Origin of the sequence: Baekduia alba (assembly GCF_028416635.1) — a bacterium.
Lineage (GTDB): Bacteria > Actinomycetota > Thermoleophilia > Solirubrobacterales > Solirubrobacteraceae > Baekduia > Baekduia alba.
In genome coordinates, this window is sequence record NZ_CP114013.1 from 2,588,168 (window position 1) to 2,603,198 (window position 15,031).

13 protein-coding genes and 1 riboswitch are annotated in these 15,031 nt (G+C 73.2%); of the genes, 10 read left to right on the forward strand and 3 right to left on the reverse strand.

Annotated elements, in window-relative coordinates; genetic code table 11:
* Positions 1-15 precede the first annotated feature (15 nt).
* Together DSM104299_RS12955 and DSM104299_RS12960 are read left to right on the forward strand one after the other, a co-directional pair.
* Complete coding sequence (locus DSM104299_RS12955) at positions 16-747, forward strand: alpha/beta fold hydrolase (RefSeq protein WP_272477727.1); 732 nt, start codon at positions 16-18, stop codon at positions 745-747.
* Positions 744-1,898, forward strand: a complete 1,155-nt coding sequence (locus DSM104299_RS12960) for a glycoside hydrolase family 3 N-terminal domain-containing protein (protein ID WP_272477728.1) — start codon at positions 744-746, stop codon at positions 1,896-1,898. The genes DSM104299_RS12955 and DSM104299_RS12960 overlap by 4 nt, the downstream gene beginning before the upstream one ends.
* An 11-nt stretch (positions 1,899-1,909) precedes the next feature.
* On the opposite strand, the gene DSM104299_RS12965 is transcribed toward DSM104299_RS12960, so the two are convergent.
* On the reverse strand, positions 1,910-2,938 hold the full coding sequence (locus DSM104299_RS12965; RefSeq protein ID WP_272477729.1) for a mandelate racemase/muconate lactonizing enzyme family protein: 1,029 nt from the start codon (positions 2,936-2,938) through the stop codon (positions 1,910-1,912).
* A 122-nt stretch (positions 2,939-3,060) separates the two neighbouring features.
* Here DSM104299_RS12965 and DSM104299_RS12970 point away from each other — a divergent pair, with 122 nt between their 5' ends.
* Positions 3,061-3,987, forward strand: a complete 927-nt coding sequence (locus DSM104299_RS12970; RefSeq protein WP_272477730.1) for a LysR family transcriptional regulator — start codon at positions 3,061-3,063, stop codon at positions 3,985-3,987.
* Between the two features lie 243 nt (positions 3,988-4,230).
* Here the strand turns inward: DSM104299_RS12970 and DSM104299_RS12975 are convergent, their stop codons facing one another.
* Both DSM104299_RS12975 and menB read right to left on the reverse strand, forming a co-directional pair.
* Positions 4,231-5,148, reverse strand: coding sequence for a 1,4-dihydroxy-2-naphthoate polyprenyltransferase (locus DSM104299_RS12975; RefSeq protein WP_272477731.1), 918 nt, complete (start codon positions 5,146-5,148; stop codon positions 4,231-4,233).
* A gap of 14 nt (positions 5,149-5,162) precedes the next feature.
* Entirely contained in the window at positions 5,163-5,999 is an 837-nt protein-coding gene (gene menB / locus DSM104299_RS12980; RefSeq protein WP_272477732.1) for a 1,4-dihydroxy-2-naphthoyl-CoA synthase, read from the reverse strand.
* A gap of 25 nt (positions 6,000-6,024) precedes the next feature.
* On the opposite strand from menB, the gene DSM104299_RS12985 reads away from it, so the two are divergent.
* The 7 genes from DSM104299_RS12985 to DSM104299_RS13015 all read left to right on the forward strand — a co-directional run bounded on the left by DSM104299_RS12985 (position 6,025) and on the right by DSM104299_RS13015 (position 14,989).
* A complete protein-coding gene (locus DSM104299_RS12985) occupies positions 6,025-7,293 on the forward strand; it encodes a class I adenylate-forming enzyme family protein (protein WP_272477733.1) in 1,269 nt (422 codons plus the stop codon).
* A 12-nt stretch (positions 7,294-7,305) separates the two neighbouring features.
* Complete coding sequence (locus tag DSM104299_RS12990) at positions 7,306-8,157, forward strand: class I SAM-dependent methyltransferase (protein ID WP_272477734.1); 852 nt, start codon at positions 7,306-7,308, stop codon at positions 8,155-8,157.
* 67 nt (positions 8,158-8,224) lie between these two features.
* A complete protein-coding gene (gene ilvC, locus DSM104299_RS12995) occupies positions 8,225-9,214 on the forward strand; it encodes a ketol-acid reductoisomerase (RefSeq protein WP_272477735.1) in 990 nt (329 codons plus the stop codon).
* A 71-nt stretch (positions 9,215-9,285) separates the two neighbouring features.
* A riboswitch (ZMP/ZTP riboswitch) is annotated at positions 9,286-9,371 on the forward strand.
* 25 nt (positions 9,372-9,396) lie between these two features.
* Positions 9,397-10,527, forward strand: a complete 1,131-nt coding sequence (gene serC / locus DSM104299_RS13000; protein WP_272477736.1) for a phosphoserine transaminase — start codon at positions 9,397-9,399, stop codon at positions 10,525-10,527.
* Positions 10,527-12,134: a phosphoglycerate dehydrogenase gene (serA, locus tag DSM104299_RS13005; protein ID WP_272477737.1), complete on the forward strand. Its 1,608-nt coding sequence runs from the start codon at positions 10,527-10,529 to the stop codon at positions 12,132-12,134. The genes serC and serA overlap by 1 nt, the downstream gene beginning before the upstream one ends.
* A 9-nt stretch (positions 12,135-12,143) precedes the next feature.
* Positions 12,144-13,640, forward strand: coding sequence for an alpha-amylase family glycosyl hydrolase (locus DSM104299_RS13010; RefSeq protein WP_272477738.1), 1,497 nt, complete (start codon positions 12,144-12,146; stop codon positions 13,638-13,640).
* 86 nt (positions 13,641-13,726) lie between these two features.
* Complete coding sequence (locus DSM104299_RS13015) at positions 13,727-14,989, forward strand: extracellular solute-binding protein (protein ID WP_272477739.1); 1,263 nt, start codon at positions 13,727-13,729, stop codon at positions 14,987-14,989.
* Positions 14,990-15,031: the final 42 nt, after the last annotated feature.

A 15,031-nucleotide genomic window follows, 5' to 3' on the forward strand; every position in this document is an offset into this window, starting at 1 on the left:
GGATAGATAAGGGCGATGCCCGAGACACTGGTACTGCTCCACGGCTTCGGTGGGACCCACCGTGCCTGGGACCCTGTCCTGCCCGAGCTCGACCACGAAACCTACAGCCCGATCGTGCCGGACCTCCGCGGGCACGGCACGAAGTCCGGCGTGCGGCCGATCACCTTCGCGGGCTGCGTCGGCGACGTGCTGGCCGCCGCGCCCGACGCCTTCACCTTGTGCGGGTACTCGATGGGCGGCCGCGTGGCCCAGCAGGTGGCGCTCGCGGCGCCCGAGCGGGTGCGGCGCCTGGTGCTCGTCTCGACCTCCGCGGGCATCGCCGACGCGGAGTGGCGCAGGCAGCGCATCGCCGAGGACGAGCGGTTCGCCGATGACCTCGAGCGCATGACGATCGCGGAGTACGCCGACTATTGGATGGCGCAGCCGCTGTTCGCCGGCACGCCGCCGGAGGCGGCCGCGTGGTGGCGCGAGGACCTGCTGCGCAACGACCCGGTTGGCCTGGCCGCGGCGCTGCGCGCGATCGGCGGCGGGCACATGGAGCCGTTCTGGGATCGCGTGTCCGAGCTGACGATGCCGGTGACGGTCGTCGCCGGCGCGCGCGACGAGAAGTTCGTGGGCTTCGCCGAGCAGTACCGGCGGCGGCTGCCGCACGCCGACGTCCACGTGATCGACGGCGCGGGCCACGGCCTCCCGCGCGAGGCGCCGGTCGCGCTGGCCGCGCTGATCGGCGAGGGCGCGGTCGCGTGAGGGCCGCGCCGCTCGCCGTCCTGCTGCTCGTCGCGGCGGCCGTCGCCGGCGGCTGCGGCGGCGGCGACGGCGCGACCGCGAAGTCCACCACCGCCTCGGCCGAGCGGACCGCCGCGGGCCCGGCGGACGGCGGCCAGGCCAAGGACGACGACGACGGCGCCGCCCGCCTCACCCTCCGCCAGGCCATCGGCCAGCGCATGGTCTTCGCCTACTCCGGCGCGCGCCCGCCCGCGGCGCTGGTCAAGCGCATCCAGCGCGGCGAGGCGGCGGGCGTCGTCCTGTTCTCGCGCAACGTCACGAGCGTCGCCGCCGTCCGGCGCCAGGTCGGCCGGCTGCAGCGCATCAAGCGGCCGGCCGCGGTCGACGCGCCGCTGCTGGTCATGGTCGACCAGGAGGGCGGCGACGTCCGGCGCCTGCCCGGCCCGCCCGCGGCCTCCGCGGCCCAGACCCGCACGGCGGCGCAGGCCCGCGCCAACGGCCGCGCCGCGGGCCGCCTGCTGCACGGCGCCGGCGTCAACGTCGACTTCGCGCCCGTCGTGGACGTCGCGCGCCCCGGCGCGGCGCTGGAACGCGAAGGCCGCACCTACGGCCGCGATGCCAAGACGGTCGCCCAGCGCGCGGGCGCGTTCGCGCAGGGCCTCGCCGCGGCCGGCGTGCAGCCCGTGCCCAAGCACTTCCCGGGCTTCGGCGCCGCGACGATCAACACCGACGACGGGGCCGCCCGCGTCGACCTGCCGCTCAGCACGCTGCGCGCGATCGACGGCGCGCCGTACGGGGCGCTGAAGCCCGACGCGGTGATGATCTCCACCGCGATCTACCCGCGCGTCGACCCGCGCCCCGCGGCGTTCTCGCGGCGCTGGGTGACCGACGAGCTGCGCGGGCGCCACGCGTTCACCGGCGTCGCGATCACCGACGACCTCCAGGCGGCGGCGGTCGCCCGCTTCGGCACGCCGTCGCAGCTCGCGTTCTTCGCGCTGCGCGCCGGCGTCGACCTGCCGCTGTTCGCCCAGACCTACGCGGCCGGCGCGCGCGCGGCGGCCGGGCTCGAGCGAGCCGTCAAATCCGGCGCGCTGCCCCGCGACGAGCTCGACGCCGGCGCGCGCCGCGTCCTGCGCTGGCGCCTGGACATCGCCAAGGACCCCAGCAACTAGATGAGTCGCTCCTAGCCGAGCAGGCCGGGGCCCGTCGGCACGCGCAGCCGGCCGTGGCTGATCGGCAGCGCGGTGTTCGGGATGGCGTCGCCCGACGCGTCGAGCATCCCGAGCGTCGCCAGCCCGCAGGGCAGCTCGACCTTCAGCGCGGCCGCGCAGTGCGCCGCCGCCGCGATCCCGAGCGGGCCGTCGATCGTCGAGGCCAGGTAGACCTCGGCGCCCGTGGCTCGGACCAGCATCGCCTGCGCCAGCAATGCGCTGATCCCGCCCGCGCGCGAGATCTTCAGGCACACCGCGTCGGCCGCGGCCGACGCGATCGCGCCGTGCTCGGCGGCCGTCTCGTCCATCGCGATCCGGACCGGGACGCGCTCGCGCACGGCCCGCAGCTCCGCGATCCCGGACACCGGCTCCTCGACGAGCTCCAGCCCGGACCGGCCCAGGACGTCGATCGCGTGCACGGCCTCCTCGACCGACCACGCCCCGTTGGCGTCGACCCGGAGCGCGACGCCGTCGCCGATCGCGCGCCGCACCGCCGCCACGCGGGCCGCGTCGTCGCCGATCCCGACCTTGACCTTCACGCACTCGAAGCCCTCGTCGGCGAACGCGGCCGCGGCCGCGGCGGCGCCGGCTCGGTCGGTCACGCCGATCGTGGCGTTGACCGGGACGGCGTCCAGCCACTCGTCGGTCAGCAGCGCGCAGAGCGGCTTGCCCGCGCGCCGGCCCGCGGCGTCCCACAGCGCCATGTCGACCGCGGCCAGCGCCTGGGGCAGGTCGGCGACCTCGCGACACGCGTCGAGCAGCTGCGGGCCGGTGCGCCCGCGGTCGTCGGCGAGCACCGCCGCGTAGCGCTCCAGCGCCGCGCCGACGATCTCCAGCGGCACGCCGTCGTAGGCCTCCAGCGGCGCGGCCTCGCCCCAGCCGGTGACGCCGTCGGCGGTCGTCAGCGACAGCACGTAGGCGCCGCGCTCGCGGACCTCGCCGTAGGACGTGGCCAGCGGCGTGCGCAGGCGATGGGTGACGGACTCGAGTGCGACCTCCAATTGGAACCCTCGCCGTGCAGCCTGCCACACGCGCCCGCCGGCGCCATCCATCACGCAGCGTGATCGATGCGCTCGCGAACGTGACTTCGACATATGGTCGATCCCGTGCCACGATCGTGAGCATGGAGATCCGACATCTGCGCACCATCGCCGCCGTGGCCCGGCACGGCTCGTTCACGAAGGCCGGCGAGGAGCTCCACCTGGCGCAGTCCGCGATCTCCCAGCAGATCCGCCGGCTCGAGGCCGAGCTCGGCATCCAGGTCTTCACGCGTTCCAGCCGCTCGGTCGAGCTGACGGCCGAGGGCCGCCTCGTCCTCGACTACGCCCACCGCGTCCTGCACGAGGTCGAGGGCCTGCAGAACGAGCTGGAGGAGCTGAGCGGCCTGCTGCGCGGCGAGCTCAAGCTCGGCGGCATGTACCCGACGGGCCTGTACGACCTCGCCGACGTCATCGCGGACTTCCACACGCGCCATCCGGGCGTCGCCATCCACATGGTCGAGCGCACGCAGGACGAGCTGCTCGAGCAGCTGCGGACCGACGAGCTCGACGCCGCCTTCACCGCCGTCGACCCCGACGCGCTCGGCGAGGACTTCGCGGCGAGCCTCGTCTTCGAGGAGGAGTTCGTCGTCGCGCTGCCGCCCGAGCATCCGCTCTGCGCGCACGACCACGTCACCTACGAGCAGCTGGCCGCCGAGGACCTCGTGACCTACCGCGAGAACTCCGCGCTGCGCCTGCGCCTGGAGAAGGCGATGGCGAAGCTCGGCCTGCAGCCGCGCAACGCCTTCATCTGCACGGAGATGGGCGCCGTCCGCGCGCTGGTCGCCAAGGGCCTCGGCGTCGCGGTCCTGCCGCGCTCGATCGCCCTCGAGCCCGGGCCGGCGATCACCTTCCGGCCGGTCGGGCCCGAGCTGCTCACGTGGCCGACGGCGCTGGTGTGGCGCGCGGGTCGCCGCCAGCCGCCGGCCGCCAAGGCCTTCCTGCAGCTCGCGCTCCAGCGGGCGGAGGAGACGGGCCGCGAGCACAAGTCGCCGGTCGCGCTGGTGGCCTAGCGCCGGCGTTGGCTGGCGCTCAGTTCTGGCGCTGGTGGTGCTGCGGTGCGTGCGTGAGGGCGCCAGGGCGCGAAGGGGCGAACGAACGGGTCGGCGGTGATGAGGTGTCTCATGCGGACACCGGAACACGTTGACCCTGTCGGCGCCATCGACGACCTCACGCCCTCGATGCCCTCTTCAACGCGGAGCGCCACCACCAACGCCCCGCGCTGAGCGCCAACCCACGCCGGCGCCCCTCAGCCCTCAGCCCGTCAGCAGCAGCCCCGCGCTCAACAACACGCAGAACACCAGCTGCAGCATGCCCGTCTTCGCCAGCGCCCCGTTCAGCGTCGGCCCGTCGTCGTGCTGGCGCACGGTCCGGACGAGCGGCACGGCGAGCGGCAGCGACAGCCAGGTCAGCAGGACCCAGGGCCCGACGTGCTCGCCGCCGGCCAGCCACACGATCGGCGGGATCGCGAACGCGAGGTAGATCTCGGCGGCGTAGATCGAGCGCGCCGCGCTGCGGCCCAGGCGGACGGCCAGCGTCCGCTTGCCGACGCGCGAGTCGGTCGGCGCGTCGCGGATGTTGTTGACCGCGAGGATCGCCGCGGCGATGAGCCCGACCGGGACCGCGAGCGCGAACGCCTCCCACTCGAGCTTCTCGACCTGCGCGTAGTAGGAGCCGGTCACCGCGACCAGGCCGAAGAACAGGAAGACGAAGACGTCGCCCAGCCCCTCGTAGCCGTAGGGCCGCGGGCCGCCGGTGTACAGGACGCCCGCGAGGATCGACGCCGCGCCGATCGCGAGGATCACCCAGCCGGCGACGACGATGAGGTAGATGCCGCACAGCGTGGCGAGCCCGAACGACACGTAGGTCGCGGTGAGCACCTGCTTCGGCGGGACCAGGCCGCCGGCGGTGACGCGCACCGGCCCGAGGCGGTCCTCGGTGTCGGCGCCGCGGCGCGCGTCGGAGTAGTCGTTGGACAGGTTCGCGCCGACCTGGATGAACACCGCGCCGAGCAGCGCGGCGATGAACGCCCCGACGCGCAGCGACGAGCGCTCGGCGGCGGCGAGGGCGGTCCCGACGAGCACCGGCGCGACGCCGGCCGGCAGCGTCCGCGGGCGCGCGGCGAGCAGCCAGATCTTGACGGGGGAGGGGCGCTGGGAGATCGCGTCAGCCATGGTCGATCAGCCTCCTATGCCCGCCGCGGGAACGCGGAGAAGTCCGGCTGGCGCTTCTCCTTGTAGGCCTCGCGCCCTTCCTTGGCCTCGTCCGATCCGTAGAACAGCAGGTTGGCGTCGTGGGCCAGCTGCTGGATGCCGGCGTAGCCGTCCTCATGGGCGTGGAACGAGGACTTGACGAGCCGCAGCGCGAACGGCGACAGCTCGAGCATCTCGCGACACCACGACACCGTCTCCTCCTCCAGGCGCTCCAGCGGCACGACCGCGTTGACCAACCCCATGTCCAACGCCTGCTTGGCGTCGTACTGGCGGCAGAGCAGCCAGACCTCCTTGGCCTTCTTGGTGCCGATCAGGTCGCGCAGCAGGGACGCGCCGAAGCCACCGTCCCAGGACCCGACGCGCGGCCCGGTCTGGCCGAAGCGCGCGTTGTCGGCGGCGATCGTCAGGTCACAGCACAGGTGCAGGACGTGGCCGCCGCCGATCGCGAAGCCGGCCACCGACGCGACGATCGGCTTGGGCAGCCGCCGCATCTGGACCTGGAGGTCGGTGACGTGGAAGCGCCCGACCTTCTCGCCCTCGGGGATGTAGCCGGTGTCGCCGCGGACGTTCTGGTCGCCGCCGGAGCAGAAGGCGTGCGGGCCCTCGCCGGTGAAGACGACGACGCCGACGTCACCGTCCTCCCGGGCGCGCTCCAGCGCCGCGGAGACCTCGACGAGCGTCTGCGGGCGGAACGCGTTGCGCACCTCCGGGCGGTCGATCGTGATCTTCGCGATGCCGGGGGTGGGCGGGCCCGACTTCTCGTAGCGGATGTCGGTGTACTCGCCGTCGCCGGGCGTCCAGGTCACTGCCATGGAGAGGCAGGCTACTTTCCGAGCCATGGTGGTCGAGTCCTGGCTGACACGCGCCGCGCGCGAGCGCCCCGATCGGCGGGCGGTCAACGACGTGTCCTACGCCGAGCTGCACGAGCGTGCGCGGGCGCTGGCGGCGGGGCTGCCGCGCGGCGCGCGGGTCGGGTTGGCGCTCCCGCCGGGCGAGGACTACGCGGTCGCGCTGCACGGCTGCCTGCTGGCCGGTGCGCTGGTCGTGCCGCTGGATCTGCGCCTGACGGCGGCGGAGCGTCCGGCGGTGGACGTGCTGCTGGCCGACGCCGAGCCGCCGGCCCCGGCGGCGGACGCCGACGTGCGCGACGCGCACGACCTCGACGCCCCGGCGATCCTCGTCCACACCAGCGGCACCACGAGCGCGCCGAAGCCGATCCGCCTGACCTACGGCAACTGGCTCTGGAGCGCGCTGGGCAGCGCGGTGGCGCTGGGCCTCGATCGGGACGAGCGCTGGCTCTGCACGCTGCCGCTGTCGCACGTCGGCGGCCTGTCGATCCTCCTGCGCAGCGCGATCTACGGGACGACCGCGATCGTGCACGAGCGCTTCGCGACCGAGCGCGTGCTCGACGCGTTGCGCGACCCCGCCGGCCCGACCGTCGTCTCGCTCGTCCCGACGACGCTCGCGCGCCTGCTCGACGCCGGCCTGACCGACCCGCCCGCGCTGCGCTGGGCGCTGCTCGGCGGCGCGCCGCTGCCGCCCGCGCTGCTGGCCCGGGCCGCCGACGCCGGCGTCCGGGTCGCGCCGACCTACGGGCTGACCGAGGCGTGCTCGCAGGTCGCGACCGCCGGCGTCCCGCTGTTCTGCACGCGCGTCGCGCTGGACCCGGCCGACGGCGAGATCCTGGTCAGCGGGCCGACCGTGTCGCCCGACGCGCAGGTCGACGAAGGCGGCTGGCTGCGCACCGGCGACCTCGGCGCGCTGGACGGCGACGACGGCACGCTGCGGATCGTCGGGCGCAGGGCCGACACGATCGTCACCGGCGGCGAGAACGTCGCGCCCGCCGAGGTCGAGGCGGCGCTGGAGGCCCACCCCGACGTCGCCGAGGCCGGCGTCCTGAGCCGTCCGGACGACGTCTGGGGCGAGGCCGTCGTCGCGCTCGTACGCCTGCGCGACGGCGCGACGGCCACGCCGCTGGACCTGCTCGTCCACTGCCAGGCCCACCTCGCGCGCTTCAAGGTCCCCAAGGACATCATGGTGGTGGTCGATCCGCTCCCGCGCACACCGTCCGGGAAGCTCGTGCGGCGTGAGTTGGCGGCGCAGTAGGTTCACCGTGGCGTGATCGATCCGGAAGCAGAGCGCGAGGCGGCGCGGGAGCGGTGGGAGGCCATCGCCCCGGGCTGGGAGGGCAAGGTCGACGGCTACCTGGCGGGTGCGCTGCCGGTCGCCCATTGGATGGTCGACGCGCTCGCGCCCCAGCCCGGCCAGACCGTGCTCGAGCTGGCGGCCGGCCGCGGCGACGTCGGCCTGCTCGCCGCCGAGCTGCTGCATCCCGGCGGCCGGATGATCATCACCGACGGCGCCGAGGCCATGGTCGAGGTGGCGCGCAAGCACGCCGAGGACAAGGGCGTGACGACCGGCGTCGAGTTCAAGCCCATGGAGCTCGAGTGGATCGACGAGAAGCTCGCGACGCTCGACGGGATCCTCTGCCGCTTCGGCTACCAGCACGCGGTCGACCCGGAGGCCGGGCTGCGCGAGGCGCGCCGCGTCCTGCGCCCCGGCGGCAAGGTCGTCCTCGCCGTGTGGGCGCCCAGCGACGCGAACCCGTGGCTCGCGGCGCTGCCGGACGCCGCGCTCGCGCTCGGCCTCGTCGAGCCCGACGCCGCCGACCAGCCCGGCGCGTTCGCCCTGAGCGCGCCCGGCAAGATCGAGGAGCTGCTCGAGGACGCCGGCTTCGACACGCCGACCGTCGAGCCGATCGCCCTCACCTTCGCGGCGCCGTCCCTCGACGCCTGGTGGGAGACGCTGCGCGAGATGTCCTCCACCATGCGCCCGCTCATCGCCTCCCTCTCACCGGCCGACCACTACAAGCTGCGCGACGCCGTCGAAGAACGCTGGTCGTCGCACGTGGCGGCCGACGGCACCGTCGCCCTGCCCGGCCGGGCCCTCGGCGTCGTCGCCGAGGCGTAGCTGGGTTGTTCCACGCTGAGCACCGCAAGGCCGCCGGGGCGCGCCCCGTCATAGACTGCGCCGTCCTATGTACTACGACGACGACGCAGATCTCACCCTCCTCGACGGCAAGACCGTGGCCATCATCGGCTTCGGCTCGCAGGGCCACGCCCACGCCCAGAACCTCAAGGACTCGGGCGTCGACGTCGTCGTAGGCCTCCGTGAGGGTTCGGCGTCCGTACAGCAGGCCAAGGACGCGGGCCTGACCGTCAAGTCCGTCGCCGACGCCGCCAGCGACGGCGACATCGTGATGCTGCTCGTCCCCGACGAGCTGCACGGCCAGGTCTGGAACGACGACGTCAAGGACGGCATCGCCGAGGGCAACCTCCTGCTCTTCGGCCACGGCTTCTCGGTCCTCTACAACGAGGTCGAGCCGCCCGCCGGCGTCGACGTCGCGCTCGCCGCCCCGAAGGGCCCGGGCCATCTCGTCCGCCGCCAGTACACGGAGGGCTCCGGCGTGCCGGGCCTGATCGCGATCCACCAGGACGCGACCGGCAAGGCCAAGGACTTGGCGTTGGCCTACGCCAAGGGCATCGGCTGCACCCGCGGCGGCGTGTTCGACACGACGTTCAAGGAGGAGACCGAGACCGACCTCTTCGGCGAGCAGGCCGTCCTGTGCGGTGGCGCGTCCGCGCTGGTGCAGGCGGGCTTCGACACGCTCGTCGAGGCCGGCTACGACCCGCAGATGGCCTACTTCGAGTGCCTCCACGAGCTCAAGCTGATCGTGGACCTCATGTACGAGAAGGGCCTGGCGGGCATGCGCTACTCGATCTCCAACACGGCCGAGTACGGCGACTACACGCGCGGTCCGCGCGTCGTCAACGACGACACCCGCGCCGAGATGAAGCGCATCCTCGGCGAGATCCAGGACGGCACGTTCGCGCGCGAGTGGATCGCCGAGAACCGCGCCGGCCAGGAGAACTTCAAGCGCATGCGCGCCGAGCAGGCCGACACGCAGGTCGAGCACGTCGGCAAGGAGCTCCGTTCGCACATGGACTGGATCCAGACGGAGTTCTAGCCCGTCTAGCCTGATCGGCTGGTGTTCACCGTCCGGCAACGGCCGGTGACCACCAGCCGTTGCTACTCTCCTCGAACCGTCGCGACTGGCGTCTCGAGGTGGACTACCACCGGGAAGCGGCGGTGTTCCTCCTCCGCCGCACGCCTGGGCACTCTCATCCCGACCTCGATCGAGGAGTCCCCATGACGACGAGCGCCACGACGCTCACCATCCCGGAAGAGCTCAAGCCCGCCGACGGCCGCTTCGGCTGCGGCCCGTCGAAGGTGCGTCCCGAGCAGCTGGCCAAGCTGGCCGGCGCGGACGCCGACCTGATGGGCACGTCGCACCGCCAGAAGCCGGTCAAGGACCTGGTCGGCCGCGTGCGCGCCGGGCTCTCCGACCTGTTCGACCTGCCCGACGGCTACGTCGTCGCGCTCGGCAACGGCGGCACGACCGCGTTCTGGGACGCGCTGGCCGCCGGCGTCATCCGCGAGCGCTCGCTGCACCTGACGTTCGGCGAGTTCTCCAACAAGTTCGCGACCGTCGCCAAGGGCGCGCCGTTCCTCGGCGACCCGGTGGTCGTCAAGGCCGAGCCGGGCGACGCGCCCGCGCCGACCTACGAGGCCGGCGTCGACGTCGTCGCCTGGGCGCACAACGAGACGTCGACCGGCGTCATGGTGCCCGTCCAGCGGCCGGCCGGCAGCGACGACGCGCTCGTCCTGATCGACGCGACCTCCGGCGCCGGCGGCCTGCCCGTCGACGCCGCGCAGGCCGACGTGTACTACTTCGCGCCGCAGAAGTGCTTCGCCGCCGACGGCGGCCTGTGGCTGGCCCTGCTCAGCCCCGCGGCGCAGGAGCGCATCGCCGAGGTCGGCGCGCGGACCGACCGCTGGATCCCCGAGTCGCTGTCGCTCACGACGGCCCTGGACAACTCGGTCAAGGACCAGACCTACAACACGCCCGCGGTCGGGACGCTGATCCTGCTCGACGCGCAGGTGGAGTGGATGAACGGCAACGGCGGCCTGGACTTCGCGGTCGGCCGCACCACCGAGTCGTCCAGCGCGCTGTACGACTGGGCCGAGGCGAGCAGCTTCGCGACCCCGTTCGTCACCGACCCGGCCAAGCGCTCGCTGGTCGTCGGCACGATCGACTTCGACGACGGCGTCGACGCGGCGGCCATCGCCGCGACGCTGCGCGCCAACGGGATCGTCGACACCGAGCCCTACCGCAAGCTGGGGCGCAACCAGCTGCGCATCGGGATGTTCCCGGCGATCGACCCGGACGACGTCCGGCAGCTGACCAAGTGCATCGACTACGTCGTGGAGAACATCTGATGACCCGGGTCCTCGTGGCCGAGAAGATCGGCGCCAGCGGCATCGACCTGCTCAAGGAGCACTTCGACGTCGACGCGGCGTTCGACATCGACGGCTTCGACTTCGCCGGCCGCATCGGCGACTACGACGGCCTGCTGATCCGGTCGGCCACCAAGATGACGGCCGACCTCATCGACAAGGCCACCAACCTGAAGGCCATCGGCCGCGCCGGCGTCGGCATCGACAACGTCGACGTCCCGGCCGCGACCAAGCGCGGGATCATCGTCGCCAACGCGCCGGAGTCCAACGTCGTCACGGCCGCCGAGCACACGATGGCGTTGTTGTTGGCCTTGGCTCGCAACGTCCCGCAGGCGCACGCCGCGCTCAGCGGCTCCGGCGCGTGGGAGCGCTCGAAGTGGTCGGGCGTCGAGCTCGACGGCAAGGTGCTCGGGATCCTCGGCTTCGGCCGCATCGGCCAGCTCGTCGCCGCGCGCGCCAAGGGCTTCGGGATGCGCGTCGTCGCCTTCGACCCGTTCGTCAGCGCCGAGCGCTACAAGGAGCTCGGCGTCGAGAAGGCCGACAGCTCCGACGGCGTCTACGCGGTCGCCGACTTCCTGACGCTGCACCTGCCCAAGACGCCGGAGACCGAGGGCTGGCTGGACGCCGAGGCGATCGGCAAGTGCAAGGACGGCGTCAAGGTCCTCAACGTCGCCCGCGGTCCCCTGATCAACGACGACGACCTCATTGCGGCGCTCGACAGCGGCAAGGTCGGCGGCGCGGCGCTGGACGTCTTCCGCTCCGAGCCCGTCACCGAGTCGCCGTTCTTCGGCCGGCCCAACGTCATCGTGACGCCGCACCTCGGCGCCTCGACGGCCGAGGCCACCGACCGCGCCGGCTTCCAGGCCGCCGAGCAGGTCGTCGCCGCCCTGACCGGCGGCGCGGTCACCACGGCCGTCAACGTGCCCGCGATCAAGGCGGAGGACCTGGCGGTCCTCGGCCCGTACGTGCCGCTGTGCCAGCACCTCGGCCGCCTGGCGGTGTCGCTGGCGGAGGGCTCGTCGGTCGACCGCATCGAGGTCGAGCTGCTCGGCCGGATCGCCGACCGCGACACACGGCCGCTGGCCACCGCGACGCTGCTCGGCGTGCTCCAGGGGCACACCGAGGAGGACGTCAACGCGGTCAACGCCCCGGCGGTCGCCGAGGAGCGCGGCATCGAGGTCGTGGAGACCAAGACCGCGTCCGCGCGCGACTTCGAGAACCTCGTGCGCATCACCGTCCACGCCGGCGACCAGGCCCAGCGCGTGGTCGGCACGACGTTCGGCCGCAGGAACCGCCCGCACCTGCTCGAGGCGTGGGGCCAGCGCTTCGACGTCCAGCTCGACGAGCACCTCGCGGTGTTTCGCTACGGCGACCGCCCCGGCATGATCGGCCGCATCGGCACCGCGTTCGGCGAGGCCGGCGTGAACATCGTCTCGGCCGCCGTCGGCCGCCAGGACGAGGACGAGGACGGCGCCGGCGCGACCGAGGCCGTGATGGTCGTCACCACCGACGCGCCCGTGCCGCGTGACGTCGTCGACGGCGTCGTCGCCTCCGACGGCTTCACGGGCGGCCGCGCGATCACGTTGTAGGCCTAGTCCATGGACGGAGCGCGGGAGCCCTGGTGGAGCGACGCCACCATCTACCAGATCTACCCGCGCTCCTTCCAGGACTCCGACGGTGACGGCGAGGGCGACCTCGCCGGCATCGTGCAGCGCCTGGAGCATGTCGCCGCGCTCGGCGCCGACGCGGTCTGGCTGTCGCCGATCTACCCGTCGCCGATGGCCGACGGCGGCTACGACGTCGCCGACTACGAGGGCGTGCGCCCGACGTTCGGCACGCTGGCCGACGCCGACGCGCTGATCGCCGCGGCGCACCGCCTCGGGCTGAAGGTCGTCTTCGACGCGGTGCCGTGCCACACGTCGATCGAGCATCCCTGGTTCGTCGAGCGGCCGGAGTTCTACACGTGGTCGGACCGCGACGGGCCCCAGAACAACTGGCGTTCGACGTTCGGCGGCGGCGCCTGGGCGCGCGACCCGCACGGCCGCGGGTGGTATCTGCACTCGTTCTACCCCGAGCAGCCGGACCTCGACTGGCGCAACCCGGAGGTCGCCGAGGCGTTCGGCGCCGCGCTGCGCTTCTGGCTGGCGCGCGGGGTGGACGGCTTCCGTCTCGACGCGCTCGACCGGCTGCTCAAGGACCCCGAGCGCCGCGACGACCGCGTGCGCGACGCGTCCTCGTCGCCGGTGCTCCCGGAGGACGACGCCGGCTACGCGCAGCTCGAGCACGACCGCTCGCGCAACGCCCCGGACATCGGCACGGCGATCGCGCAGCTGCGCGCAGCCGCCGGCGACGCGTTCCTGGTCGGGGAGGTCTACCTGCGCAGCGAGCAGCTGGCGCCCTACCTCGACGCGCTCGACACCGCGTTCTCCTTCGAGCTCTTCCAGGCGCCGTGGACCGCCGGCGCCGTGCGCGGCGCCCTGGCCGCCGCCGCGGCGCTCGGCGACGGCCGTGCCGCCTGGGTGCTGTCCAACCACGACTTCCCGCGGCTGCCCAACCGCGTCGGCGCGGCCAACGTCCGCGCCGCGGCGCTGCTGCTGCTGAGCCTGCCCGGCACCGCGTTCGTCTTCCAGGGCGACGAGATCGGGATGGCCGACGGCCAGGGCCGCGGACCGGGCGCGGAGCCCGACGACCGCCACGGCCGCGACCGCCACCGCCACCCGATGGTCTGGGACGCGAGCCCGCAGGGCGGGTTCACGAGCGGCACCCCCTGGCTGCCGGTCAACGACCCCGGCGGGGTCAACGTCGCCGACCAGGAGCGCGATCCCGGCTCGATCCTGCGGCTCTACCGCGACCTGATCGCGCTGCGGCGCACCGCGCTGCGCGGTCCGCTCGCGCTGCTGGCCGACAGGGCGCCGGGCGTCGTGGCCTTCACCCGCGGCGACGACCACGTGGTTGCGCTGAACCTCGGCGACGCGCCGGCCGCGGCGCCCGCCGCCGGGACCGTGCTGCGCCACACGCACGACCTGGCGCGTTCGGACTCGGCGGCGCCAGGAACCTTGGCGCCCGGCGAGGGCTTCGTCGCCGTCCGTTCCTAAGCGCGGCTCAACACTCGTCTTTCGGGTGCGTCGGTCCGGTTTTATGTGACCGTTAGGCGGTCGGGGCGTCAGGGTAAGGCCGGCCTATGAGTCGGGTCATCGCAGTGATGGCCGCCGTGACGACGGTCCTCGTCTTGGCCGCCTGTGGTGGGGACAACAGCAGCTCCAGTCGGGCGACGTTGAACTTCTTCATCTTCAACGAGCCCAGCGGCGGGGTCCAAGCCGCGGCGAAGCAGTGCTCGGCGGCCTCCAACGGGGCCTATGACATCAAGTTCCAGTACCTGCCCTCCCAGGCGGACTCGCAGCGCGAGCAGCTCGTCCGGCGCCTTGGCGCCAAGGACGACAGCCTGGACATCCTCGGCCTCGACGTCGTGTGGACGGGCGAGTTCGCCAACGCCGGCTGGATCGAGCCGGTGCCGGCCGCCATCCGGCCCGCCGTCACCGAGAAGGTGTTCCCCAGCGTGCTGAACACCGCGCGCTTCGAGAACAAGCTCTACGCGGTGCCGATCTGGTCCAACACGCAGCTGCTCTGGTACCGCAAGGACCGCGTCCCGCAGGTGCCCAAGACCTGGACGGAGATGACGCGGATGGCCGAGAAGATCGGGCCCGCCAAGGGACAGATCCAGGTCCAGGGCAACAAGTACGAGGGCCTGGTCGTGTGGACCAACGCGGTGATCGCCTCGGCCGGGACGTCGATCCTGTCGGGCCCCGACAAGATCGCGCTGGACCCGGTCAAGACCAAGGCGGCGCTGGCCGCGATGGGCGGCATGGCCAGCTCGCCGGTCGCCGCCCCGAACATCGACACGTCGACCGAGGACACCGCGCGCCTCGGGTTCGAGTCGGGCTCGTCGAGCTTCATGATCAACTACCCGTTCGTCTACCCGTCGGCGAAGAGCAACGCCCCGGCCGTCTTCAAGCAGCTCGGTGCGGCCAAGTACCCGGGGATCTACCCCAACGTCCCGAGCAAGCCGCCGCTGGGCGGCATCAACCTCGCGGTCTCGTCCTACTCCAAGCACAAGGCCGCGGCGTTCGCCGCGATCAAGTGCCTGATCAAGCCCGACAACCAGCTGGCCATCGCGAAGGCCGGCGGCCTGCCGCCGGTGCGCGCCGACGTCTATGACCGGCCCGCGATCAACCAGGTCTATCCGGGCTTCGCGGACCTGATCCGGTCCTCGATCCGGGACGCCGCGCCGCGGCCCTCGGAGTCGCCGGCCTACCAGGACCTGTCGCTCGCGATCCAGGACGCGATCCACCCGAGCTCGGGCATCGACCCCAAGAACCCGGGGTCGACCTACGACAAGCTCAACGACAAGGTCCAGCAGGCCATCGACCGGAAGGGGCTGTTGTGAGCGCCACCGCCGTCAGCGAGGCCGAGCGCGCGCCGGCGCCGG

What these genes read in the sequence shown, in the direction of transcription:
- serC (WP_272477736.1), top strand. Translation starts at nt 9,397, where the DNA reads ATGACGACGAGCGCCACGACGCTCACCATCCCGGAAGAGCTCAAGCCC.
- DSM104299_RS12955 (WP_272477727.1), top strand. Translation starts at nt 16, where the DNA reads ATGCCCGAGACACTGGTACTGCTCCACGGCTTCGGTGGGACCCACCGT.
- DSM104299_RS13010 (WP_272477738.1), top strand. Translation starts at nt 12,144, where the DNA reads ATGGACGGAGCGCGGGAGCCCTGGTGGAGCGACGCCACCATCTACCAG.
- DSM104299_RS13015 (WP_272477739.1), top strand. Translation starts at nt 13,727, where the DNA reads ATGAGTCGGGTCATCGCAGTGATGGCCGCCGTGACGACGGTCCTCGTC.
- menB (WP_272477732.1), bottom strand. Translation starts at nt 5,999, where the DNA reads ATGGCAGTGACCTGGACGCCCGGCGACGGCGAGTACACCGACATCCGC.
- DSM104299_RS12985 (WP_272477733.1), top strand. Translation starts at nt 6,025, where the DNA reads ATGGTGGTCGAGTCCTGGCTGACACGCGCCGCGCGCGAGCGCCCCGAT.
- DSM104299_RS12970 (WP_272477730.1), top strand. Translation starts at nt 3,061, where the DNA reads ATGGAGATCCGACATCTGCGCACCATCGCCGCCGTGGCCCGGCACGGC.
- serA (WP_272477737.1), top strand. Translation starts at nt 10,527, where the DNA reads ATGACCCGGGTCCTCGTGGCCGAGAAGATCGGCGCCAGCGGCATCGAC.
- DSM104299_RS12975 (WP_272477731.1), bottom strand. Translation starts at nt 5,148, where the DNA reads ATGGCTGACGCGATCTCCCAGCGCCCCTCCCCCGTCAAGATCTGGCTG.
- ilvC (WP_272477735.1), top strand. Translation starts at nt 8,225, where the DNA reads ATGTACTACGACGACGACGCAGATCTCACCCTCCTCGACGGCAAGACC.